Genomic DNA, 22,691 nt, shown 5'->3' on the forward strand with positions numbered 1-22,691 from the left:
CCGGCGGCTATCATCGTCGCATGGCGTTCTTCGCGATCCTGTTTGCTCTGTTGATCGAGCAGGTCCGCCCGCTCGGGCGGGGCAACCCCATCCACGCGGGCCTGCGCGGGTGGGCGCGCTGGGTCAGCCGCAATTTCGACGCGGGCAAGCCGCACCACGGCTGGGTGGCCTGGGCGCTGGCCGCCGGCGGGCCCGCGGTCGCCGTGCTCGCGATCCACTGGCTGCTCGTCCTCACACTCGGCTGGGCTTTCGCCGTGCTCTGGAGCACCGCGGTGCTTTACGTCACGCTCGGCTTCCGGCAATTCAGCCACCACTTCACCGCGATCCGCGATGCGCTCGACGCAGGCGACGAGGCCCTGGCGCGCAAGCTGCTCGCCGAGTGGCAGCAGGTGGATGCGAGCGAGCTGCCGCGCAGCGAGATCGTGCGGCACGTCATCGAGTTCTCGGTGCTCGCGGCGCACCGGCACGTGTTCGGCGTGCTCGCATGGTTCTCCATCCTCGCCGCACTGGGGCTCGGGCCCGCGGGCGCGGTGTTCTACCGCATGAGCGAGTTCGTGGCGCGCTACTGGCGGTACCGCAGCCGCATGCAGGTGCAGCCGGCGAGCGAGGCGCTGCAGTCGGCGGCCGCTCGCGCGTGGGAAGTGGTGGACTGGGTGCCGGCGCGCTTCACCGCGCTGGCCTTCGCGGTCGTGGGCAGCTTCGAGGAAGCCATCGACTGCTGGCGCAATTACGCGCAGCGCTTCCCCAACGACAACGACGGCGTCATCCTCGCCGCCACATCGGGCGCCGTGAACGTGCGGCTCGGCGGCGAAGGCTTGAAGTTCCGCAGTTCGGGGCTCGGCCCGGAGCCGGCGGACGGCACGGACAGCACCGTCAGCACGCCCGGCCGCGAAGCCGAGATCGGGCACCTGCGCAGCATCGTCGGGCTCGTCTGGCGCTCGGTGGTGCTGTGGATGGTGCTGCTTGCGCTGCTCACGCTCGCGCGCTTGCTGGGCTAGTACTTGGGCGCGGAAAGCTCCGCGAAGAGATCACCGTAGATTCGATAGCGGCTGGGGCTCACCGCCTCGCCAACTGCCGCAATCACCCCACACCCCGGCTCGTGCAGGTGCGTGCAGTTGTAGAACTTGCAGTGCTGCACGTGCGGCTTCAGGTCCGGCATGAGCGCGGCCAGCTGGTCGACCGGGATGTGGTGCAGGCCGAACTCCTGGAACCCCGGTGAATCGATGATCGCGGTGCCCGCGTCGCGGTCCACCCAGTACCACGTCGTCGTCGTCGTCGTATGCTTGCCCGAGTTGAGCGCCTGCGAGATCTCGCCCGTCTGCGCCTGCGCGCCGGGCACGAGCAGGTTGATCAGCGTGCTCTTGCCCGCGCCCGAGGGGCCCAGCACCAATGTCGTCTTGCCGTGCAGCAGCTTGAGCAGGTGCTCACGGTCCACCTCTTTCGACAGGCGCAGCGACAGCGGCATCACCCCGTAGTGCATGCGCTGGTAGGGCAGGAGGCGCTGCCACGCGCGCTCGAAGGGCTCCACGAGGTCGCTCTTGTTCAGCGCGATGATCGGCGTGATGCGTTCCGCCTCGGCAGCGATGAGCGCGCGTGCGAGCTGGTGCTCGGAGAACTCCGGCTCGGCGGCGATCAGCACGAGAACCTGGTCCAGGTTGGCCGCGAAGGACTTCGTGCGAATCTCGTCCTGCCGGTAGAACAGGTTCCTGCGCTCCTGCACCTTCTCGATGGAGCCTTCGTCGCCCGTCACCTGCCAGAGCACGCGGTCGCCGACCACGGCCTGGCTCTTCTTCCCGCGCGGGTGGCAGATCAGCCGCCGGCCCTCCGGCGTTTCAACCAGCACGTGCCGGCCGTGGCTTGCGACCACCAGGCCATCGTTCATTGCGACAGCGCCTCGATGCGCGCGGCGGCATCGAAATCGAGCGCGCTGATGCCGGGCGGCTCGTGCGTGCGCCAGCGCACCACGCAGCGGCTGTAGTGCACGGACAGGTCCGGGTGGTGGTCCAGCTTGTTCGCGATGAAGGCGACGGCGTTCACGAAGCTGATGGTCTCGTGGTAGTTGGCGAACTTGAACGTCTTCTCGATCGCGGTGTTGTCGCCACTGCCGGCAAGCGCCCAGCCGTTGCCCAGCTTGCTCAGGCGCGTGACCACCTCCGTCGGCGAGAGCGCGCGGCGTGCCGTCATGTCGCCAGCCCCAGCCGCTGCAGCCGCTCCGAGGCAGGTGGATGCGAGTAATAGAACTTCACGTAGACCGGGTCCGGCGTCAGCGTGGCCGCGTTGTCTTCGTGCAGCTTGAGCAGGGCGGTGCCCAGGTCCTTGCCGCTCGTTTGCGATGCTGCAAAGGCATCGGCCTCGAATTCGTCGCGGCGCGAGAAGCCCGCCATCAACGGCGACAAGAGAAAAGTGAACACCGGCACGGCCAGCAGAAACAGCAGCAGCGCCAGCGCATCGTTCGGCCCTTGCATGTTGGGCTGCACGCCCAGGCCCGTGTAGAACCAGGGACGCGACGAGAGCCAGCCTACGAGCGCGAAGCCCAGCAGCGACAGCGCGAACATCATCACGATGCGCTTGAGGATGTGCTTGTGCTTGAAGTGGCCCAGCTCGTGCGCAAGCACCGCGTCCACTTCGTCGGGCGAGAGCTTCGCCAGCAGCGTATCGAAGAACACCACGCGCTTGGCCGCGCCGAACCCCGTGAAGTACGCGTTGGCGTGCGCGCTGCGCTTGCTGCCGTCCATCACGAACAGGCCCTTGGCCGCGAAGCCGCAGCGCTTCATGAGCGCGGTGACGCGCGCCTTGAGGTCCTCATCCTCCAGGGGCTGGAACTTGTTGAAAAGCGGCGCGATGAACGTGGGGTAGATCACCAGCAGCAGCAGGTTGAAGCCCATCCACACGGCCCACGCCCACAGCCACCACCACGGCCCGGCCGCACCCATCAGCCACACGATGAGCCATGCGATCGGCAGGCCGATGACGACGCCGATCACCACGCCCTTTGCGAGGTCCGCCAGCCACAGCTTGATCGTCATCTTGTTGAAGCCGAAGCGCTGTTCCACCACGAAAGTGCTGTAGAGCGAGAAGGGCAGGTCCAGCAGACCGCTGATGAGCGCGAAGCACGCAAACAGCGCCAGCTGCTGCGCCATGCCGGGGCCGAGCCAGCCGAGCAGTGCCTGGTTGAGCGCATCGAGGCCGCCCAGCAGCGTCCAGCCGAGCAGCACCGCCGCGGCGAACGCCGTCTCGACGATGCCCAGGCGCGACTTCACGACCGTGTAGTCGGCGGCTTTCTGGTGCCCGGCGAGCGTGATCCGCCCGGCGAAAGCAGGCGGGACGCTGTCGCGGTGCGCGGCCACGTAGCGGATCTGGCGCGAGGCCAGCCAGAGGCGCACCCCGAGCCCGGCGAGCAGGAAGGCCGCGAAGGCGAGGGTGAGGGTGGAGGAAGCGATCATCGGTCTTCGAATGTTAGGCCATCGGCGACAATCGGGTCATGCCAGAGACCCTTTCGAAGAACGACCAGAACCTGGTGTGGCTGGACTGCGAGATGACGGGGCTGGACCCCGAGGTGGACCGCCTGCTGGAGATCGCGGTGATCGTCACCGGCCCCAACCTAGAGCCGCGCGTGGAAGGCCCCGTGTTCGTCATCCACCAGAGCGACGCCCAGCTCGACAAGATGGACTCGTGGAACAAGGGCACCCACGGCAAGAGCGGCCTCATCGACAAGGTGAAGGCGTCCACGACGACCGAGGCCGAGGCCGAGCAGGCGCTCATCGAGTTCATCTCGAAGTACGTCAGCAAGAACCAGAGCCCGATGTGCGGCAACAGCATCGGCCAGGACCGCCGCTTCCTCGTGAAGTACATGCCGAAGCTGGAGCAGTACTTCCACTACCGCAACATCGACGTGAGCACGCTCAAGGAGCTGGCCAAGCGCTGGAAGCCCGATGCGTGCAACTCGTTCAAGAAGCGCCAGCTGCACACGGCGCTGGCCGACGTGCACGAGTCGATCGACGAGCTGGCGCACTACCGAGAGCAGTTCCTCAAGCTGTGATCCCCTACATCGAGCGCACCCGCAACTGGTACCTCGCGCTTGGTTACGCGAACCCCTACCGGTGGGCGCACTTCGACGAGGTGCCGTTCACGCCCTTGCGCAGGCCGCTGGCGGACTGCACTGTGGCGCTCGTCACGACCGCCGCGCCGTACCAGCCGGGCAAGGGCCCGCAAGGGCCCGGCGCGCCCTACAACGCCGCCGCGAAGTTCTTCGAGCCGTATTCCGGCGACACGTCCGTGGACCACGACCTGCGCATCTCGCACGTCGCCGTGGATCGCAGGCACGCGAACCTGGAAGATTCGAATTGCTGGTTCCCGCTGCCGCTGCTACGCGAGCGGGTGAAGCTGGCGCGGCGGTTTCATGGCGCGCCCACCAACCGCAGCCAGCGGCACACGCTCGAAGTCGATGCGCCCCTGATCGTGCAGCGATGCCAGGAAGACGGCGCCGACGCCGCGGTGCTGGTCCCCAACTGCCCCGTGTGCCACCAGACCGTCTCGCTGATCGCCCGCGAGCTCGAACGCGCCGGCATCGCCACCGTGATCGTGGGCGCGGCGAAGGACATCGTGGAGCACGTGGGCGTGCCGCGCTTCCTGTTCTCCGATTTCCCCTTGGGCAACGCCTGCGGCAAGCCGTTCGACCGTGAATCGCAGGCACAGACGCTGGACCTCGCCCTGCGCCTGCTGCAGGAAGCGACGCCCCCGAGGACCACGTGGCAGTCGCCGCAACGCTGGTCCGGGAGCGACGAGTGGAAGCTGGACTATTGCAACCCGGAGCGCGCCACACCCGCGGAACTCGCGGCCGCGAGGGCCGAATTCGACGCGGCCAAGGCGGTGGCCAGCACGATCCCGCGGAATCTGCGATAATTCGTTCCACGAGCTGCGGTGACGCAGCTTTTTTATCGCGCATCTGCCTTCTCACACTGGCTCGTCGAAAGAGCCGCCGGCCCCCGCCGGTGATCGTTTGAATGGTTGATGTTTTCCAACCATTCGAATGACGGCGCTTCGCCCGAAGCGCTGCCGTGAGCACTTTCCATGTTTGAAGAAAATTCCATCGACACCGGCGCTGCCGAAACCCTCGACACGGGCGTTGCCCCGATCGTTGAAAACGGCTTTGCCAAGATGGGCCTCGCGCCCGAACTCCTCGCCGCGGTCGCCGACCTCGGCTTCACCCAGCCCACCCCGGTGCAGGTCCAGGCCATCGGCCAGGCCATGCAGGGCGAGGGCGCCGGCGCCGACGCCTTCATCGACCTGATGGTGTCCAGCCAGACCGGCAGCGGCAAGACCGCGGCCTTCCTGCTGCCCGTGCTGCACACGCTGCTGGCCAACAAGGCCGCGCAGTCGAAGCAGCCCGCCGCCGGCCCGCGCCGCAACCCCATGAACCCGCGCCACTTCAAGGCGGCCACGCCCGGCGCGCTGATCCTGTGCCCCACGCGCGAGCTGGCGCAGCAGGTGGCGCACGACGCCATCGACCTCGTCAAGCACTGCAAGGGCCTGCGCATCGCCAACGTGGTGGGCGGCATGCCCTACCAGATGCAGCTGCAGAAGCTGCAGAACGCCGACCTCGTGGTCGCCACGCCCGGCCGCCTGCTGGACCTGCAGCGCTCGCAGCAGATCAAGCTGGACCAGGTCCAGTTCCTCGTCGTGGACGAGGCCGACCGCATGCTGGACCTGGGCTTCGCCGACGACCTGGCCGAAGTGCACCAGCTCACCGCCAACCGCCACCAGACCATGATGTTCAGCGCCACGTTCGCGCCGCGCATCCAGCAGCTGGCCGCCCGCGTAATGCGCGATGCGAAGCGCATCCAGGTCGATTCGCCGCAGGAGAAGCACGCCAACATCAAGCAGGTGCTGTTCTGGGCCGACAACGGCCACCACAAGCGCCAGCTGCTCGACCACTGGCTGCGCGACGCCAGCATCGACCAGGCCATCGTGTTCGCCAGCACCAAGATCGAGTGCGACGAGCTCGCCAGCGACCTGCAGCAGGCCGGCTTTGCCGCCGTTTCGCTGCACGGTGACCTGCCGCAGGGCCTGCGCAACCGCCGCCTGATGGCGCTGCGCGGCGGCCAGGTGCAGTTCCTCGTGGCCACCGACGTCGCCGCGCGCGGCATCGACGTGCCGACGATCACGCACGTGTTCAACTTCGGCCTGCCGATGAAGGCCGAGGACTACACGCACCGCATCGGCCGCACGGGCCGCGCCGGGCGCGACGGTTTGGCCGTCACGTTCGCCGAGTTCCGTGATCGCCGCAAGATCGGCGACATCGAGGCGTACAGCCGCCAGCGCTTCACCGCCGAGACGATCCCCGGCCTCGAGCCGAAGGCGCGTCCCGCGCCGACCGGCCCGCGCCGCGATTTCGGCGGCAAGGGCCGCCCGGGCGGTTTCCGCGGCCATGGCCACGACAAGGGCAACGGCTTCGGCAAGCACAAGGGCTTCGGCGGCGCGAAGTCGTTCCAGCGCTGATGTTGTCACCCCGGGCTCGACCCGGGGTCCATGCCGGGCCTAGCGCCCCGTCTCCGGCCAGCGCGCACGCACGATGCGCCAGGCCACCAATCCAATCGCCATCATCAGCATCGACGTGAGCGCCAGCGCCCGCGTCGAATGCATCACCAGCGGCGCGATCGCGCCCGCCACGAAGCCGTTGGCGGTCGAGCCGATCACGGCCTGCAGCGACGACGCCATGCCGCGCCGCTCCGGGTTCACGTCCAGCGCCAGCAGCGTCACCACCGGCACCATCAGCGCCCAGCCGAACGCGAAGATCGCCAGCGGCGGCAGCGCCCACCAGGCGCGCGCCTCGAAGGCGTAGTTCGCGCCGACGTTCACCAGCGACACCCCGATCATGATCGCGAAGCCCCAGCGGATCTGCTGCTTGGGCTCGATCCTGCCCGCCAGCCGCCCGCTCACGAACGCACCACCCATGATCCCGCTGATCGTCAGCACGAAGAACCAGAAGAACTGCGTCGGCTCCAGCCCCAGCAGCTCGCCCAGGAACGACGGCGCCGACAGCACGTAGAGGAACATGCCGTTGAACGGGATGCCGCTGGCCAGCGCGAGCATCAGGAAGCGCGGGTTCGCGCCCAGCGCCCAGTAGCCGCGCATCAGGTTGCGCACGTTGAATGCCTGCCGCTGCGTCGCGTGCAGCGTCTCGGGCAGCATCTGCCGCACGAGCAGCCACAGCAGCACCCCCACGCCGGTGAGGAACCAGAAGATGCTGTGCCAGCCCATGTGCACGAACAGCCAGCCGCCGATGATGGGCGCGATCGCAGGGGCGACGCCGAAGTAGATCGTCACCTGGCTCATCACCTTCTGCGCGTCCGCAGGCGGGAAGAGGTCGCGGATGACCGCACGCGAGACCACGATGCCCGCACCGGTCGAGATGCCCTGCAGCGCGCGGAAGAAAACGAGTTGGCCGATCGTCTGTGACAAGGCGCAACCGGCGGACGCGAGCGTGAACACCGCGACACCCCACAGCACGACGGGCCTTCGGCCGAAGCTGTCCGCCAGCGCTCCGTGGAACAGGTTCATCGCCGCGAAGCCGAACAGGTAGGCCGACAGCGTCTGCTGCATCTGGACCGGCGTCGCGTCGAGCGCCTTCGCAATGCCGGAGAACGCGGGGATGTAGGTGTCGATGGAGAACGGGCCCAGCATGCCCAGCACCGCCAGCAGGGCCGCAAGGGCCCAGCGCGGGCCATGCCACAGGCGGTCGGCGTCGGGATTCATCGCGACCGAGTCTAACGGGCGGCAGAGGCTTCTTACGGTTGCTAAACAGCCGTAGGACGCCCCCGTTCGCCATCGCTCAGGGCCTGACTACAACTGCAAGGAACCGCTTCACGCACCATCCCTTTCACTAGAACGCAGCAGTTGGGAGAGAAGAGAAATGGACCGTATCGCGCGCGTCGCGCTTGCATTTTGTTTCGCAGCGTCCCTGTGCGCATGCGGCGGCGGTGCAGGCACGATGGTGCTGCAGCCCGTGCAGCAGGCCGAGGAGAAGCCCACGTTCAACGTGCAGGCGGCCTTCAACAACAGCATCACCGACACGACGCCGCTGTCCTTCAAGGTCGAGGGCATGGCCAACGGCACGGCCTACACCGGCACGGGCACGATGGAGCAGAGCATGCTGCACACCGTCAGCGAGTTCGACGCCCAGGGCGGCGCGCTGCGCAAGGTGACGCCGGTGAAGATGACGCTCAACGTGGCCGGCAAGGCCATGCAGGTGGAAAGCGCCGCGCAGGACTACTACACGCGGCAGGAACTGCGCCTCCTCGGCCGCGCGGGGACGGGGCCCACGCACGAGTTCACCCAGGTCACCCGTTACGAGGCGCTGCCGGCGGAAGCACAGGTGGGCCATTCCGGCACGCTGTACACCGCCAAGCGCTACAGCGACGAGAGCCGCCGCAGCGAAACCGGCAACACCGTCGCCACGTACACCGTCGAGCCGGATACCTCGCTTGACACAGCGCTGCTCGTGCTGCGCGTTGCCGACAACCGGGCTGACGGTTCGGCCGGGACGGTCACGACGACGGTCTTCCGGATTTCCCAGGCCGGCACCGCGCGCCGCGTGAGCGAAACGACCGTGGACGCAGTCACGCAATCCACGTTGAAGGCCACGTATTCCTGAACTCAGCGCAGCGCGGTAACGACCGCCGCGTTGCGCAGCGCCGGGTACGGGTTCACCGGGTCGCCTTTCCACCACTGCTTCTGGGGGCCGAGCTTGAACACGCCGAAGTGCAGGTGTGGCGCGCCGGGGTCAGCGTTGCCGCTCGTGCCCACGTAGCCGAGCAACTGCCCGCGCTTGAGCGGCATGCCCTCCTTCAACCCGGGTGCGTACTGGTTGAGGTGGGCGTAGTAGTACGCCAGGCGGCCCGTCGGGTCGAAGTGGTACACGGTCATGCCACCGGGCTTGCTGAGGAACAGCTTGGCGACCTGGCCGTCGTCGACAGCGAGCACCGGCGTGCCGCGCGGCGCCATGATGTCGATGGCCTCGTGCGGCCGCGAGCCGCCGCGCTTGTCGTTGAACATGTCGTGCAGCGAGGTGGGCGCCACACCGAGCACGGGCATCGACAGCGTGCGTTGCGAGAGCAGGCGCTCGCCCTCCGGGTCGCTTGCCGCGATGCACGCGGCCGCGAAGGCGAGGAGTGCCAGATGCGCCTTCATCGCGCCGCCGTACGTCCGCCCGTGCACGGTCGAGTAGACGCAAGTAGGAGGACGGCCGGGAAGGTTCTGTGCAGCATGGCCCCAAGGTAGCGCTCCCGCCGCCCGGCCGCCGTCGGTGGCCGCCATGGCCCGGCGTCGGAGCCTGCGCACGGCCGGCCACGCGGTGTTTTCGCACAACCGGTTGCAGGTTTCGCCGACGGGCCGGCCGAGTTGGGCGGGGGCAACATCGGTTCCAGAAGTAGAAGGAGAACGCCATGTGTGCACCGTGCAACCACCAATGCCAGCAGGGCCGCACTTGCCCGGTCCGTGCGCGGCAGGCTGCGGCCCAGGGCGAGCCCGTCACCTTCATGCAGGTGCGCAAGGAGCTCGGCGACGCCATGGAGCGCCTGCGTGCCGGTTACCGGCGCCTGCGCCACTCCGCCCCCCAGCACTGAAGCGCGCGCCGATAATCGGTGCGTGGATTCCGGCAGTTCCCGCGACGAAGAACCCACCGACATCGTGCCGGGCGCGCACGTGCGCGCCAATGACGGCGGGCCGGTGATGACGGTGACGGGTGTCACGCGTTCCCTGGCCTTCTGCTCGTGGGAAGAGGCGGGCAACGTCCACCACGCCACCTTCGCGCGGCTGACCTTGAGGGTGGTGCCTGCCGGCGAGTGATATCGTCGGCCGCGATGAACCCCGGTCTCGACACCGTCAAGGCGCTGTTCCGCGCCGGCCAGCACGCGCTGGCCCTTTCCCAATGCGAAGCGCTCGTGCGCGAGCGGCCGCAGGACACGGAGGCGAAACGGCTGTGCGCCACCATGCACGGCATGGTCGACAACTTCGGGCGGTCGCTCGAACTGCTGCGCGAGCTCCAGCGCGCGGGCGTCGACGATGCCGACCTGCTGTTCAACATCGGCATGTGCGAGCGCGGGTTGCAGGACCACGGCGCAGCGCTGCAGACCTTCCGTGCATACACCGAGAAGTTTCCGGGTCAGATCGATGGCTGGGCGGCGCGTGCGGAGTGCGCGGAAGCGCTGGGCCAGCTCGAAGAGGCGGCCGAGGCGTACAAGGCTGCGCTGAAGTTCGCGCCCGCGGACGACAACCTGCTGAAGAAGGCGACCTCCTGCCTGCTGCAGCTGGACCGCGCCAGCGAGGGCATCGCGTTGTGCCGGGAGGCGTTGAAAGCGGACCCCGGCAATGTCACCGCGCGCCTGGGCGCCGAGTGGCTGCTCGCGCAGGTGGTGCCGCTGTGGCACGTGCCGATGGTGAACGAGGCGGAGCGCAACGACGTCTACTTCGACGCGCTGAAGGCGGTCGTCAAGCCCGGGCAACGGGTGTTCGAGATCGGCACCGGGTCCGGCCTGGTGGCGATGATGGCGGCGAAGCTCGGCGCCGATGTTGTCACGTGCGAGGCGGTGGGGCTCGTCGCCGAGACGGCCGCGCGCATCGTCGCGGACAACAACCTGCAGGACAGGGTGCGCGTACTTGCCAAGCCTTCCTACGCGGTGCAGGTACCCGCCGACCTGCCGCAGAAAGCCGACGTGCTGGTGCACGAGATCTTCTCCAGCGAGCTGCTCGGCGAGCACGTGCTCGCTGCGCTCGAAGACGCGAAGCTGCGGTTGCTCAAGCCCGGCGGCGAGATCCTGCCCGGCGTGGGCAGCATCATGGTCGCGCTCGTCGGCGGCGACGCGCTGGGCCGCGAGCTGCACGTCGGTGAAGTGCACGGCTTCGACCTGCGTGCCTTCAACGCCATCAACCCGAAGAAGCGGCCGATCCATCGCGAGGACCTGCCGCGCGAGCTGATGGGCGACGCGGTGGAAGCGTTCCGCTTCGACTTCAAGTCGCGCACGTCCTTCCCGCCCGAGCGCAAGCGGCTGCAGCTCACGGCCACTCGCGCGGGGCGCTGCTGGGGCGTGATCCAGTGGATCCGTTTCGAGTTCGCGCCCGGCATCGCTTTCGAGAACCATCCTGCGCGCGCACGGCCGGTGGCGAACTGGCAGCACACGGTCTACCGGTTCGACGAGCCTCTGGAACTGCGCGAGGGGCAGGTCGTGGCCATCGATGCCAGTCATGACCGCTCGCGGCCCTGGTTCGAACGCGCCGTATAGTCGCGCGCATGGAGCACTACACCATCACCGTCCTCTACACCGGCGCCGACGGCCGCGCGGGCTTTCGCGCAGAGCGCGTGCCGCTGGCCGAAGGCTCACCGCAGGCGATGCTGTCGAAGCTGCATGCGAGCGGCGGCTACCAGTTCCGCCGCAGCCCGGTGGGTTTCCGCAGCGCGCCGCATTGCACGCCCACGCCGCAGTTCGTGTTCATCCTCGGCGGTGAGATGGAGATCGGGCTGCCCGACGGCAGCTCGCGCGTCTTCCGCGCGGGGCAGCACTTCTATTCGGCGGACGTGCTGCCGGCCGGCGCCACGTTCGACGCCGCGGTGCATGGGCACTGGAGCGCGCAGCGCGGCGACGCTCCTCTGGAGACATTGTTCGTGCGCGCGGAGAAGCCGGCGCCCTAGAAGCTGAAGCTGTCATGCCGGGCTCGACCCGGCATCCATGCTGCGCCTCAGGCGCCCGCGCCGGAGATATCCGCCACACCCACCAGCGACACGAACTCCGCGCTGCTCGCGATGCCCGAAGGCGAAGCGAGCGCGATGAAGTCGCCGGTCACCCCGTCGTGGAAGCGCGAGGCAGCCGTGCCGTACACCGTGTCGTGCTGCAGGCCGTCGAGCAGCGTGGTCATGTTCAGCACGACCTGGCCGCGCGCGCCGGCGTGGATGTCGAAGTACTGCCTCACCGCGTCCTGCAGCAGCGTGTAGCTCAGGGCCGGGTTGCTGCCGGCAAGCGTCGAAGGCGCGACGCCGAGGTCGGCGAGCACGCGCGTGGAAAGCGCATCGCTCGACGTGCCCGCGAAGTTCGTGGCGATGTTCGCCGCGTACGCTGCAGGCGTGGACGTGCCCACGAAAGACACGATCCCGTTGAACGCATCCGACGTCGGCGTGCCGCCATAGAACGCGCGGTAGACGCCAAGCGCGGAGATCACGTCCGTCGCCGCAACAGGAGCCGCTGGAGCAGGCGCAACAGGAACCGGCGTGGTCACACCCATGAGGCTGTCGTCGGTCGCCATGAACTGCGTGATCTGCGAAGCGACGGTGCCCACGTCGGCCCAGATCGACAACGCACCGGCACCTGCGGATTTCACGCCGATCACGGCGCCGTCGCTCGTGAAGAGCGGCCCGCCCGAGCTGCCCGGGCCCATCGCATCGGTCGACGCGGTGTACACGCCCCAGATGGGATCGTGCGCGACCGTGAGCGTGCTGCTCATCATCCCGGTGCCGGTCATGGGGTAACCGGCCTGCGTCACGGTCTGCGTGTAGTTGCGGCCGGGGTCCACCGTGAACCACCCCGTGCGGTCACCGACCGCGACGGAGACGCCGATCAATGCCACGTCGTACTGGCTCTCGGCGTAGCTGAGGTACTCGGCTTGCCCGTCCGCGAACACGTTGGTGGGGAATGCCTTGGCGTCCCACTGGAACGTGCCCGAGCGCATCACATAGCTGTAGTTCGTGGAGTCGAAGCGGTCGGTGACGTTGTTGTAGTCCGCGCCGAAATAGAAGTCGAAGCCCTTCGCCCAGCCGCCGTGGTCGGGCGAATAGACCATGTGCGTGGCCGTGAGGATGTCGTTGCGGCCGACCACCGACGCGGTGCCGGACGCGGCGGTGCCGTCCGGCCAGTAGACGAACATGACGCCGACGGCCGAGTAAGGCGACGTGGCGCGGAGGGCGGGGGAGACTTCGAAGACGGCCATGGACTGCTATTGCGTGCTGGGCCGGAGAATCTAAAGGTCCGGCACCTGCGCTTCAATGTCCGGAAGGCCTTGTAGGAAAACGATTACGCGCTTGCAGGAATATTTCTCGTCCATTGCACCACCCGGCCCGCAAGCTCTTCCGCTGCCAGCAGCGCATCGAGCCGCAACACGCGTGGCTCATCGAGAGGTGGTTCGAGCGCAGCGAACTGCGTGGCGACCAGCGTGGACGGGAAGAAATGCGTGCTTCGCTGCGCGACTCGTGCCTCGGCCGCGGCCGGGTCAAGGTCGAGCCATGCGAACTGCAGGCCGGGGGCTGCCGCCCTCAACCGGTCACGATACGACGCCTTCAGCGCCGAACACGTGAGCACCGCGCCTTGCGGCCGCGCGACGAGCTCGGCCGCGAGCGTGTCGAGCCAGCCCGCGCGGTCCCCGTCCGTGAGCGCGATTCCCTGGGCCATGCGCTCGCGGTTCGATGGCGGATGGAACTCGTCGCCCTCGATGAGGGGCAGCCCGAGCTGCCGCGCCACGAGCGCCGCAACGCTCGACTTGCCGCAGCCCGACACGCCCATCACCACGATCCGCGCCCGGCCGGGTTCAGTCGGCACGGATGTTGTTCGCCTTGACGACATCGCCCCAGGTCTTGAAGTGGTTGCGCGTGAGCGTGGCCAGCTGCTCGGGCGTGCCGCCGCCGGGCTCGTCGCCGCGCTCGAGGATGTTCTTGGTGACCATCGGGTCCTTCAGTGCCGCGTTCAACGCCAGGTTGGCTTTCTTCACCACGTCGGCCGGCATCTTCGCGGGACCGTACAGGCCGATGAAGGACACGATGTTGAAGTCCTTCAGCCCCACCTCGGCGGCGGTCGGCACGTCCGGGAAGGCCGGCACGCGCTTGTCGCTCGTGACGAGCAGCGGGCGCAGCTGGCCCGACTTGATGAAGGGCGCGATCACGGACGTGGCGTCGAACATCGCGTCGAGGCGGCCGGCGATCAGGTCCGTCATCGCGGGGCTGCTGCCCTTGTACGGGATGTGGTTCATCTTCGCGCCGCCGAGGCGCTCGCGCAGCAGCTCCATCGTCACGTGGGGCAGGGCGCCCACGCCGCCGGTGCCGTAGTCGATGCTCTTGCCGGCTTTGCTCTTCGCGTTGACCTGCTCGACGAAGTCGGCGAACGTCTTCACGTTGGAGGACGCCGGCACGGCGAGCACCAGCGCGGACTGCAGCATCACGCCCACGGGCGTGAGCTGGCGCATGTCGACGATGCCCACCTGCGTGTAGATGTGCGAGGCGATCGTCATCGAGCCGTTGCCCACGTACAGCTTGTAGCCGTCGGGCGCGGCCTTCTGCACTTCCACCGCGCCGATGTTGCCGTTGACGCCGGCCTTGTTGTCGATCACCACCGGCTGGCCCAGCTCCTTCTGCAGGCCGGCGAGCAGCACGCGCCCGGCAAAGTCGGTCTGGCCGCCGGGCGGGAAGCCGACGACGAGCGTCACGGGCTTGGTCGGCCAGGCGGTTTGGGCCAGCGCCGCCGGTGCGGCAACGGCCGCGAAGCCGAGGGCGGCGATGAGGGTCTTGAGCATGGGATTTCCTTGCGGCAGATGTTTGGACAGCGCTATCCTAGGACAGCGCTGTCCGATCCAGATCGGGAATAACCCTTAGCAGCGATGAAAGGCGGACAGCGCTGTCTGCTACAGTCGGGCTCGATGCCGCCGACCCGACCCCGCGCCACCGGCCGCGTCACGCTTGCGGACGTCGCGGGCGTGGCGGGCGTGAGCGCCATCACGGTGTCGCGCGCCTTGCGTGGCGAACGCGCGGTCGACCCGGCGCTCGTCGCGCGGGTGAAGGCCGCGGCGGACCGCCTCGGCTATGTGCCCGACCCCGCTGCACGCGCGCTCGCGTCGCGCCACAGCACGCACGTGGCGCTGCTCGTGCCGATGCTCTCGAACGCGCTGTTCGTCGACCTGCTCGAAGGCGTGCAGCGCACGCTGCGGCAGTCGGGCTACCAGACGCTGATCGGCATCACGCACTACGACGCCGCCGAAGAGGAGCAACTGCTGCGCGAGCAGCTGCTGCATCGGCCCGCGGGCCTGCTCGTCACCGGCTTCGACCGCAGCGAGGCCACGCGTACGCTGATCCGCGCGAGCGGCGTGCCCTGCGTGCACCTGATGGAGATGTCGTCGGTCGAGGGCGTCTACAGCGTCGGCTTCTCGCAGGCCGATGCGGCCGCGGCGCTCACGCGCCACCTGCTCGAACGCGGCCGCAAGCGCATCGCCTTCGCGGCGGCGCAGCTGGACCCGCGTACGCTGCAGCGGCTGGAGGGCTGGCGCCGCGAGATGCAGGCGGCCGGCCTGTACGCGCCCACGCTGGAGTGGCGCAACCCCGCGCCGTCTTCGCTCGAGCTGGGCGCGACGATGTTCGAGCAGATCCTTGCGCAGTCGCCGCCGGTGGATGCCGTGTTCTTCTGCAACGACGACCTCGCGCAGGGCGCCTTGCTCACCGCCTTGCGCATGGGCATCGAGGTGCCGAAGCGCGTCGCAGTGGCCGGCTTCAACGACCTCACCGGCAGCGACCAGATGCTGCCGCCGCTGACCACCGTGCGCACGCCGCGCGCCGAGATCGGCGTGGCGGCCGCTGGCATGCTGCTCGCGTTGATGCGCGGCGAGGCGCCGCCCACGAGCTGCGTGGACGTCGGCTACGAAGTCGTGGTGCGCCAGAGCACCTGAGTCACGCGGCCACGCGGTAGCTGCCGCGCCGCACCGTCTCCATGTTCACGCCTTCGACGCGGATCAATCGCGTGGGGCCACTGCGGCTGGGCGCGTGGATGGCGCCTTCGTTGTACACGTGCACGTCGCCGGGGCGCATCGCGTACGTCCGCTCCTTCTTCACGGTGGCGGGCTGCTCGGCCGTGGCGGGCGCGACGACCGCGTAGTCGCTCATCATCGTCTCGCCTTCGGCCTGGCCGTAGATGGCCCACGAGGGGCCGTGGTCGTGCGGGCCGCCTTCCTTGGCGCCCTTGTACTCGTGGGCGAGGATGCAGAAGCCCAGCTGGGGGTCTTCGTAGATCACCTTGCGTTCGGGCACACCGGCTTCGAAGGTGGTGCGCAGGAAGTCGGCGTCGCGCAGGGCCTGGGCCACGAGGGCGGCCACCTGCGTGCGGCCGGCGGGGTTGTTGTTGGCCGCGAGCACGTCGTGACAGCTGCTGGCGAGGGATTCGAGGGTGATGGGCATGTCGGTTTCCTTTCGTGTCATGGCACTATAGAAATTCAAGCCGACTTGAAGTCAAGGGGTTTCGTGATGGATATCGCGGAAGTCGCGAAGCGCTCGGGCGTGCCCGCCTCGACGCTTCGCTATTACGAGGAGAAGGGGCTCATCGCGTCGGTGGGCCGCACGGGGCTGCGGCGCCGCTTCGCGCCCACTGTGCTGGACCAGCTGGCGCTCATCGCGCTCGGGCAGGCGGCCGGGTTCTCGCTGGACGAGATCGGCGCGATGTTCTCCCCGGCGGGCCAGCCCATCATCGACCGGGGCAAGCTTGCCGCGAAGGCCAATGAGATCGACTCGCGCATCAAGCGCCTGAAGGCCGTGAGCAACGGGCTGCGGCACGCGGCCGTGTGCCCCGCGCCCAGCCATGGCGAGTGCCCGACGTTCCAGCGCCTGCTGCGCGTGGCCGCCGCGCGGCGCTGAAGCGGCGGCACAATCGTGCGATGAAGTACCAACCGGGGACAAGATGAGCAACGATCCGAAGGGCATGCGCAAGGGCCTGACGCAGTACGGAGACAGCGGCTTCAGCCTGTTCCTGCGCAAGGCGTTCATCAAGGGAGCGGGCTACACCGACAACGCCCTGGAGCGGCCGGTGATCGGCATCGCCGACACGGGCAGCGACTACAACCCCTGCCACGGCAACATGCCGCAGCTGCTGGAGGCGGTGTCGCGCGGCGTGATGCTCGCGGGCGGGCTGCCGGTGAAGTTCCCGACGATCTCCGTGCACGAGAGCTTCGCGCAGCCCACGAGCATGTACTTGCGCAACCTGATGGCGATGGACACCGAGGAGATGATCCGCGCGCAGCCGATGGATGCGGTGGTGCTCATCGGCGGCTGCGACAAGACCGTGCCGGCGCAGCTGATGGGCGCGGCTTCGGCCGGCATCCCGGCGATCCAGCTGATCACGGGCTCGATGCTCACCGGCTCGCATCGCAACGAAACCGTGGGTGCTTGCACTGACTGCCGCCGCTACTGGGGCAAGTTCCGCGCGCAGGAGATCGACGAGCAGGAAGTGGCGGACGTCAACAACCAGCTCGTCGCGAGCGTGGGTACGTGTTCGGTGATGGGGACCGCGAGCACGATGGCGTGCATCGCCGAGGCCTTGGGCATGACGGTGCCGGGCGGTGCATCGCCGCCTGCGGTGACGTCGGCGCGCATGCGGGTGGCGGAGGATACGGGCGCGGTGGCGGTGCAGATGGCGAAGAGCGGCCTCACCGTCGACCGCATTCTCACGGGCAAGGCGTTCGAGAACGCCATGCGCGTGCTGCTTGCCATCGGCGGATCGACGAATGCCATCGTGCACCTCACCGCGATCGCGGGCCGGCTCGGGTACGAAGTGGACCTGAAGGCGCTGGACCGCATGGGCCGCGAGACGCCGGTGCTGCTGGACCTGAAGCCTTCGGGGCAGCACTACATGGAGCACTTCCATGCGGCCGGTGGCATGGCCACGCTGCTGCGCGAACTCAAGCCGCTGCTGCATCTCGACTGCATGACGGTGACCGGGCGAACGCTCGGCGAGGAGCTGGAGGCCGCCGGCCCCGGCTTCAAGCAGGACGTCGTGCGGCCGATGTCCGACCCGATCTATCCGCAGGGCGGCATCGCGGTGCTGCAAGGCAACCTCGCGCCCGGCGGCGCGATCATCAAGCAGTCCGCCGCGAACCCGAAGCTGATGGAACACGAGGGCCGCGCCGTCGTGTTCGAGAACCTGGAAGACATGGCGGCGCGCATCGACAGCGATGCGCTCGACGTGAAGGCCGACGACATCCTCGTGCTGAAGAACATCGGGCCCAAGGGCGCGCCCGGCATGCCCGAGGCTGGGTACATGCCGATCCCGCTGAAGCTCGCGCGCGCGGGGGTGAAGGACATGATCCGGATTTCCGATGGCCGCATGAGCGGCACGGCGTTCGGCACGATCGTGCTGCACGTCACGCCGGAGTCGGCGGTGGGCGGGCCGTTGGCGTATGTGCGAAGCGGGGACCGCATTCGCTTGAGCGTGGAGAAGCGGGAGCTGAGCCTGCTGGTGAGCGCGGAGGAGCTGGCGAAGCGCGAACGTGAAACGCCGGTTGTGCCGCCGTCGGCGGAGCGCGGTTACCGCAAGCTGTTCCTGCAGACCGTGACGCAGGCGGACCAAGGCGTCGACTTCGACTTCCTGCGCGCCGCGCAGATGCGAGGAAAGACGCCCGAGTAAGCGCGTCATGCCGGGTCGAGCCCGGCATGACAGCATCAGCCAAGCGTCATCAGTGACGCGTTTCCGCCGGCCGCGGCCGTGTTGATGCTCAGTGCACGTTCGATCACGAGACGCTCCAGCGGCACGGCCCCGTCGCTCGGGTCCAGGCGGTCGACGCTCACGATCGGGCCTTCGCGCGTGGACAGCGTGCGTTGCACTTCAGCGAGTTCTTCGGTGGAGCCGTGCAACAGGACGGCATCGAAGTGCACCTCCGGCGCGGTCCAGTCTTTCGCGATGGAAACCTCGGCCTGCACATCCGCAGGCAAGGCGGCCAGCAGCTCGCGCGCATTGGCCGGCCACACCGCACGACTGCGCGCAGCCAACACGGCGGCGAGCTGCACGAGCCGGTCATCTTCGGAAGCTGCGAGACACAGCACCTGGCTGCGCGGCGCGATGCTGTACAGGTTGCGCTCGCCCGTCGGACCCGGCAGCACCAGCGCTTCGCCGGTGCGCGACTGCGCGGCAAAGCGCTCGCACGCCTGCTGGATTGCCGCGCCCTCATTGCGCGACGCGGCCCAGCGCGAAAGAGAGGCCAGCGCCGGCGACAAGACGGGCTTGGCCGCAGCGCCGAAGATGCGAGCGAGCACGCCGGGACTCCGCCCCGAAAGCAACCGGTACAGGTAGAGCGGCCCACCCGCCTTCGGCCCCGTCCCCGACAGCCCCTCGCCCCCGAACGGCTGCACGCCCACCACCGCACCCACCATGTTCCGGTTGACGTAAACATTGCCCGCATGCGCCGCAGCCACCACGCGCGCGATCGTCTCGTCGATGCGCGTGTGCAGGCCCATCGTGAGCCCGTAACCCGTGCCGTTGATCTGCGTCACGAGCCCGTCGAGGTCCTCGCGCCGATAGCGCACGAAGTGCAGCACCGGCCCGAACACCTCGCGCTCCAGCTCGGACACGCTGTCGATCTCGATCAGTGTCGGCAGCACGAACGTGCCCTTCTCGAGCGGGTAGTCGCTGTGCCCGGCCACCTGGTGCACGCGCCGCCCCTTGGCGCGCATCGCGGCGACGTGCTTCTCGATGCCGGCCTTGGCCCTGTCGTCGATCACCGGGCCCACGTCCGTCGACAAGCGGTCCGGGTTGCCGACGCGCAGCTCGGCCATCGCGCCCAGCAGCATCTCGAGGATGCGGTCCGCGGCTTCTTCCTGCACGCACAGCACGCGCAGCGCCGAGCAGCGCTGGCCCGCGCTGTCGAACGCGGAGGTGAGCACGTCGGCCACCACCTGCTCGGGCAGCGCCGAGGAGTCCACGATCATCGCGTTCTGCCCGCCGGTCTCGGCAATGAGCGGGATCGCGCGGCCCGCGTCGTCGACGCGCCCGGCGGTCGTGCGCTGCAGGACGCGCGCCACTTCGGTCGAGCCAGTGAAGAGCACGCCCTTGATTCGGGGATCGGCAACAATCTTCGCGCCGACGACAGAGCCGCGGCCCGGGATCAGCTGCACGGCCGAACGCGGCACACCCGCGGCCCACAGGGTGCGCACGGCTTCCGCGGCAATCAGGGGCGTGGTCTCGGCCGGCTTGGCGAGCACCACGTTGCCGGCCGCGAGCGCCGCCGACACCTGCCCCATGAAGATCGCCAGCGGGAAATTCCACGGGCTGATGCACACCACCGGCCCGAGCGCACGATGTGTGTCGTTGCGGAAGTTCTCGCGCACCTCGCGGCCGTAGTAGCGCAGGAAGTCCACCGCTTCGCGCACTTCGGCAACTGCGTTGGATGCGGTCTTGCCGGCTTCGCGGATCAGCAGGCCCATCAGGCGCGGCATCGCGGCTTCGAGATGGTCGGCGGCCGCTTCGAGCGCGCGGGCACGTTCGGCGGGCGGCGTCGCGGCCCAGTCCTTCGCGCCGCGCACGGCGCTTTCGAGCGCGAGTTCCAGCTCGCCGAGCGTTGCTTCACGCACGCTGCCGACGCGGTCGCCGTTGTCGGCGGGGTTGTCCACGGGCAGCAGCTGGCCGGCCGGCGTGTCTTCGGCCAGCAGGGGCAGCGCGGTCCATGGTTCCTGCGAAGCCTGTTCCATCGCGGCGGCAAGGTCGCGCAACTGCGCTTCATTCGCCAGGTCCATGCCGCGTGAATTGCGGCGCAACTCCCCGTACAGGTCGCGAGGCAGCGGTATCGCGGGATGAGGCAAGCCCACGGCGCCTTCCTTGCGTGCGTAGTCGTCGATCACGTCGACGGGGTCGCGCACCAGCTCTTCGAGGGGCAGCGTGAGGTCCGCGATGCGATTGACGAACGAGGTGTTCGCGCCGTTCTCCAGCAGCCGGCGCACGAGGTACGCCAGCAGCGTCTCGTGCGTGCCCACGGGCGCATAGATGCGGCACGGCCGCCCCAGCTTGCCCTGCGACACGTCGCCGACAACCTGCTCGTACAGCGGCTCGCCCATGCCGTGCAGGCACTGGAACTCGTACTGGCGCGGGTGCCAAGCCTTCGGGTCGGCGAGCTCGTGGATCGCCGCGAGCGTGTGCGCGTTGTGCGTGGCGAATTGCGGGTAGACGGCTTCGGGCGCGGCCAGCAGCTTGCGAGCGCAAGCGAGGTAGGCCGCGTCGGTGTAGGGCTTGCGGGTGTAGACCGGGTAGCCCTCCTGCCCATCGAGCTGCGCGCGCTTGATCTCGGAGTCCCAGTACGCGCCCTTGACGAGGCGGATCATCAGCCGCCGCTTGCTGCGCTTCGCGAGGTCGATCACGTAATCGACGACAGCCGGGCAGCGCTTCTGGTAAGCCTGGATCACGAACCCCAGCCCGTCCCAGCCTTGCAGCTGCGGCTCGAACGCGAGGCGTTCGAGCAGGTCGAGCGAGAGATCGAGCCGGTCCGCCTCTTCGGCGTCGATGTTCAGGCCGATGTCGTAGCGCTTGGAGAGCGCGCACAAACGCACCAGCACCGGGTACAGCTCGCCCATCACGCGCTCGTACTGCGCACGGCTGTAGCGCGGGTGCAGGGCCGAGAGCTTGATCGAGATGCCGGGCCCTTCGTAGATGCCGCGCCCGGCGGACGCCTTGCCGATGGCGTGGATGGCGGACTCGTAGTCGCGCAAGTAACGCTGCGCATCCTGCATCGTCATGGCCGCTTCGCCGAGCATGTCGAACGAATAGCGGAAGCCTTGACGCTCGCGCTCCTCGCCGTTGCGCAGCGCGTCGTGGATGTTCTCGCCGGTGACGAACTGCTCGCCCATCATGCGCATCGCCATGTCGACGCCCTTGCGGATGAGCGGTTCGCCGCCGATGTTGACCAGCCTGCCCAACGAGGCGGACAGGCCCGACTCGCTGTGCGTCGCCACGAGCTTGCCCGTGATCAGCAGGCCCCAGGTGGCAGCGTTGACGAAGAGGCTCGGGCTCTTGCCCAGGTGCGTGTGCCACTGGCCCTTGGCGATCTTGTCGCGGATCAGGCTGTCGCGCGTGGCCATGTCGGGGATGCGCAGCAGCGCTTCGGCCAGGCACATGAGCGCGATGCCTTCCTGCGAGGAGAGCGCGTACTCCTGCAGCAGGTTCTGCACGATGCCCGCGCGGCCCGCGGCCGCCTTGCGATCGCGCAGGCCTTGTGCGAGGCGTAGCGCGAGCGCCTGCGTGCTTTCGGCAACCGCAGCGGGCAGGCGCGCGCCTTTCACGACGGCGGCAACAGCTTCGGGTTCGGGTATGCGCCAGGCAGCCGTGATGGCTTGACGCAGGGGCGAGGCGGCGAGGGCGGAAGGTTCGAAGAATCGCGGCATATCCGCAATAATCCGGATATTCCGCCGAATCTTTCTTCGAAATCCCGCGGGTCAACCGAATATCTCACCATGGACGACCTCGACCGCACCGACCTGCGCATCCTCCAGCAGCTGCAGGAGGACGGCCGCATCTCCAACCTCAAGCTGGCCGAGGCCGTGTCGCTCTCACCGACAGCCGTGCTCGCGCGCGTGCAGCGCCTCACGCGCGACGGCTACATCGAGGGCTACGAAGCGAAGCTCAACCCGAAGAAGCTCGGCGCGGGCATGCTGGTGTTCGTCGAAGTGCTGCTGGACCGCACCACGCCCAACGTCTTCGACGAGTTCCGCGCGGCCGTGCAGGTGCACCCGGAGATCATGGAATGCCACATGGTCGCCGGCGGCTTCGACTACCTCGTCAAGACGAGGGTGGCCGACATGGAGGCGTACCGCGCGTTCGCCGGCCGCGTGCTCTGGCAGCTGCCCGGCGTGCGCGAGACGAGGACCTACGCAGTGATGGAAGAGGTGAAGAACTCCACCCGGCTGCACCTGGCCTAGCGCG

The 22,691-nt window shown here is 68.5% G+C and carries 22 protein-coding genes and 1 pseudogene; 13 read left to right on the plus strand and 10 right to left on the minus strand.

The window, feature by feature from the left end; genetic code table 11:
- The first annotated feature begins 20 nt into the window (after window positions 1-20).
- Window positions 21-998, plus strand: coding sequence for a CobD/CbiB family protein (locus H8R02_RS16290; protein WP_187082489.1), 978 nt, complete (start codon window positions 21-23; stop codon window positions 996-998).
- Here the strand turns inward: H8R02_RS16290 and rsgA are convergent.
- The 3 genes from rsgA to H8R02_RS16305 are packed head-to-tail and all read right to left on the minus strand — an operon-like array spanning window position 995 to window position 3,443.
- Window positions 995-1,882, minus strand: a complete 888-nt coding sequence (gene rsgA, locus H8R02_RS16295) for a ribosome small subunit-dependent GTPase A (RefSeq protein ID WP_187082490.1) — start codon at window positions 1,880-1,882, stop codon at window positions 995-997. The genes H8R02_RS16290 and rsgA overlap by 4 nt on opposite strands.
- The gene (locus H8R02_RS16300; protein WP_187082491.1) at window positions 1,879-2,184 is read right to left on the minus strand and encodes a 4a-hydroxytetrahydrobiopterin dehydratase; all 306 of its coding nucleotides are present in this window, start codon (window positions 2,182-2,184) and stop codon (window positions 1,879-1,881) included. The genes rsgA and H8R02_RS16300 overlap by 4 nt, the downstream gene beginning before the upstream one ends.
- Window positions 2,181-3,443, minus strand: a complete 1,263-nt coding sequence (locus tag H8R02_RS16305) for a M48 family metallopeptidase (RefSeq protein WP_187082492.1) — start codon at window positions 3,441-3,443, stop codon at window positions 2,181-2,183. The genes H8R02_RS16300 and H8R02_RS16305 overlap by 4 nt, the downstream gene beginning before the upstream one ends.
- Window positions 3,444-3,481: 38 nt before the next feature.
- On the opposite strand from H8R02_RS16305, the gene orn reads away from it, so the two are divergent.
- The 3 genes and pseudogenes from orn to H8R02_RS16320 all read left to right on the plus strand — a co-directional run.
- On the plus strand, window positions 3,482-4,039 hold the full coding sequence (gene orn, locus H8R02_RS16310; protein WP_187082493.1) for an oligoribonuclease: 558 nt from the start codon (window positions 3,482-3,484) through the stop codon (window positions 4,037-4,039).
- A complete protein-coding gene (locus H8R02_RS16315; RefSeq protein ID WP_187082494.1) occupies window positions 4,036-4,902 on the plus strand; it encodes a glycine reductase in 867 nt (288 codons plus the stop codon). Before orn ends, H8R02_RS16315 begins: the two co-directional genes overlap by 4 nt.
- 168 nt (window positions 4,903-5,070) lie before the next feature.
- A pseudogene (locus H8R02_RS16320) lies at window positions 5,071-6,474 on the plus strand (DEAD/DEAH box helicase); the annotation flags it as partial.
- 63 nt (window positions 6,475-6,537) lie between these two features.
- Here the strand turns inward: H8R02_RS16320 and H8R02_RS16325 are convergent.
- On the minus strand, window positions 6,538-7,755 hold the full coding sequence (locus H8R02_RS16325; RefSeq protein ID WP_187082496.1) for a multidrug effflux MFS transporter: 1,218 nt from the start codon (window positions 7,753-7,755) through the stop codon (window positions 6,538-6,540).
- A 157-nt stretch (window positions 7,756-7,912) separates the two neighbouring features.
- On the opposite strand from H8R02_RS16325, the gene H8R02_RS16330 reads away from it, so the two are divergent.
- The gene (locus H8R02_RS16330; protein ID WP_187082497.1) at window positions 7,913-8,653 is read left to right on the plus strand and encodes a hypothetical protein; all 741 of its coding nucleotides are present in this window, start codon (window positions 7,913-7,915) and stop codon (window positions 8,651-8,653) included.
- A 2-nt stretch (window positions 8,654-8,655) separates the two neighbouring features.
- Here the strand turns inward: H8R02_RS16330 and H8R02_RS16335 are convergent, their stop codons facing one another.
- Window positions 8,656-9,189, minus strand: a complete 534-nt coding sequence (locus H8R02_RS16335; RefSeq protein ID WP_255429367.1) for a M23 family metallopeptidase — start codon at window positions 9,187-9,189, stop codon at window positions 8,656-8,658.
- A gap of 254 nt (window positions 9,190-9,443) precedes the next feature.
- Here H8R02_RS16335 and H8R02_RS16340 point away from each other — a divergent pair, with 254 nt between their 5' ends.
- Genes H8R02_RS16340 through H8R02_RS16355 form a run of 4 tightly spaced genes read left to right on the plus strand, consistent with a single transcriptional unit; the run spans window position 9,444 to window position 11,686 of the window.
- Window positions 9,444-9,623, plus strand: coding sequence for a hypothetical protein (locus tag H8R02_RS16340; protein ID WP_187082499.1), 180 nt, complete (start codon window positions 9,444-9,446; stop codon window positions 9,621-9,623).
- A 22-nt stretch (window positions 9,624-9,645) separates the two neighbouring features.
- A complete protein-coding gene (locus tag H8R02_RS16345; RefSeq protein WP_187082500.1) occupies window positions 9,646-9,846 on the plus strand; it encodes a YodC family protein in 201 nt (66 codons plus the stop codon).
- Between the two features lie 14 nt (window positions 9,847-9,860).
- Entirely contained in the window at window positions 9,861-11,279 is a 1,419-nt protein-coding gene (locus tag H8R02_RS16350; protein ID WP_187082501.1) for a tetratricopeptide repeat protein, read from the plus strand.
- 8 nt (window positions 11,280-11,287) lie between these two features.
- Window positions 11,288-11,686, plus strand: coding sequence for a cupin domain-containing protein (locus H8R02_RS16355; RefSeq protein WP_187082502.1), 399 nt, complete (start codon window positions 11,288-11,290; stop codon window positions 11,684-11,686).
- Window positions 11,687-11,733: 47 nt separating this feature from the next.
- Here the strand turns inward: H8R02_RS16355 and H8R02_RS16360 are convergent, their stop codons facing one another.
- From H8R02_RS16360 to H8R02_RS16370, 3 genes are all read right to left on the minus strand, one after another.
- The gene (locus H8R02_RS16360; RefSeq protein ID WP_187082503.1) at window positions 11,734-12,975 is read right to left on the minus strand and encodes a trypsin-like serine peptidase; all 1,242 of its coding nucleotides are present in this window, start codon (window positions 12,973-12,975) and stop codon (window positions 11,734-11,736) included.
- Between the two features lie 83 nt (window positions 12,976-13,058).
- Window positions 13,059-13,580 carry a gluconokinase gene (locus H8R02_RS16365; RefSeq protein WP_354004929.1) on the minus strand — a complete coding sequence of 174 codons (522 nt, stop codon included), beginning with the start codon at window positions 13,578-13,580 and terminating at the stop codon, window positions 13,059-13,061.
- Window positions 13,570-14,547, minus strand: coding sequence for a Bug family tripartite tricarboxylate transporter substrate binding protein (locus H8R02_RS16370; protein WP_187082504.1), 978 nt, complete (start codon window positions 14,545-14,547; stop codon window positions 13,570-13,572). Before H8R02_RS16370 ends, H8R02_RS16365 begins: the two co-directional genes overlap by 11 nt.
- A gap of 123 nt (window positions 14,548-14,670) precedes the next feature.
- Here H8R02_RS16370 and gntR point away from each other — a divergent pair, with 123 nt between their 5' ends.
- Window positions 14,671-15,690: an HTH-type transcriptional regulator GntR gene (gene gntR, locus H8R02_RS16375; protein WP_187082505.1), complete on the plus strand. Its 1,020-nt coding sequence runs from the start codon at window positions 14,671-14,673 to the stop codon at window positions 15,688-15,690.
- 1 nt (window position 15,691) lies between these two features.
- Here gntR and H8R02_RS16380 read toward each other — a convergent pair whose 3' ends face one another.
- On the minus strand, window positions 15,692-16,195 hold the full coding sequence (locus H8R02_RS16380; RefSeq protein WP_187082506.1) for a cupin domain-containing protein: 504 nt from the start codon (window positions 16,193-16,195) through the stop codon (window positions 15,692-15,694).
- Window positions 16,196-16,261: 66 nt separating this feature from the next.
- Here H8R02_RS16380 and H8R02_RS16385 point away from each other — a divergent pair, with 66 nt between their 5' ends.
- On the plus strand, window positions 16,262-16,648 hold the full coding sequence (locus tag H8R02_RS16385; RefSeq protein WP_187082507.1) for a helix-turn-helix domain-containing protein: 387 nt from the start codon (window positions 16,262-16,264) through the stop codon (window positions 16,646-16,648).
- Between the two features lie 43 nt (window positions 16,649-16,691).
- Window positions 16,692-18,413 carry an IlvD/Edd family dehydratase gene (locus H8R02_RS16390; protein ID WP_187082508.1) on the plus strand — a complete coding sequence of 574 codons (1,722 nt, stop codon included), beginning with the start codon at window positions 16,692-16,694 and terminating at the stop codon, window positions 18,411-18,413.
- Between the two features lie 35 nt (window positions 18,414-18,448).
- On the opposite strand, the gene putA is transcribed toward H8R02_RS16390, so the two are convergent.
- Window positions 18,449-22,153, minus strand: coding sequence for a trifunctional transcriptional regulator/proline dehydrogenase/L-glutamate gamma-semialdehyde dehydrogenase (gene putA, locus H8R02_RS16395; protein WP_187082509.1), 3,705 nt, complete (start codon window positions 22,151-22,153; stop codon window positions 18,449-18,451).
- Window positions 22,154-22,222: 69 nt separating this feature from the next.
- On the opposite strand from putA, the gene H8R02_RS16400 reads away from it, so the two are divergent.
- A complete protein-coding gene (locus tag H8R02_RS16400; RefSeq protein ID WP_187082510.1) occupies window positions 22,223-22,687 on the plus strand; it encodes an Lrp/AsnC ligand binding domain-containing protein in 465 nt (154 codons plus the stop codon).
- The last annotated feature ends 4 nt before the right edge of the window (window positions 22,688-22,691 follow it).

The sequence above is a fragment of the Ramlibacter albus genome (assembly GCF_014297445.1).
GTDB classification, from domain to species: domain Bacteria; phylum Pseudomonadota; class Gammaproteobacteria; order Burkholderiales; family Burkholderiaceae_C; genus Ramlibacter; species Ramlibacter albus.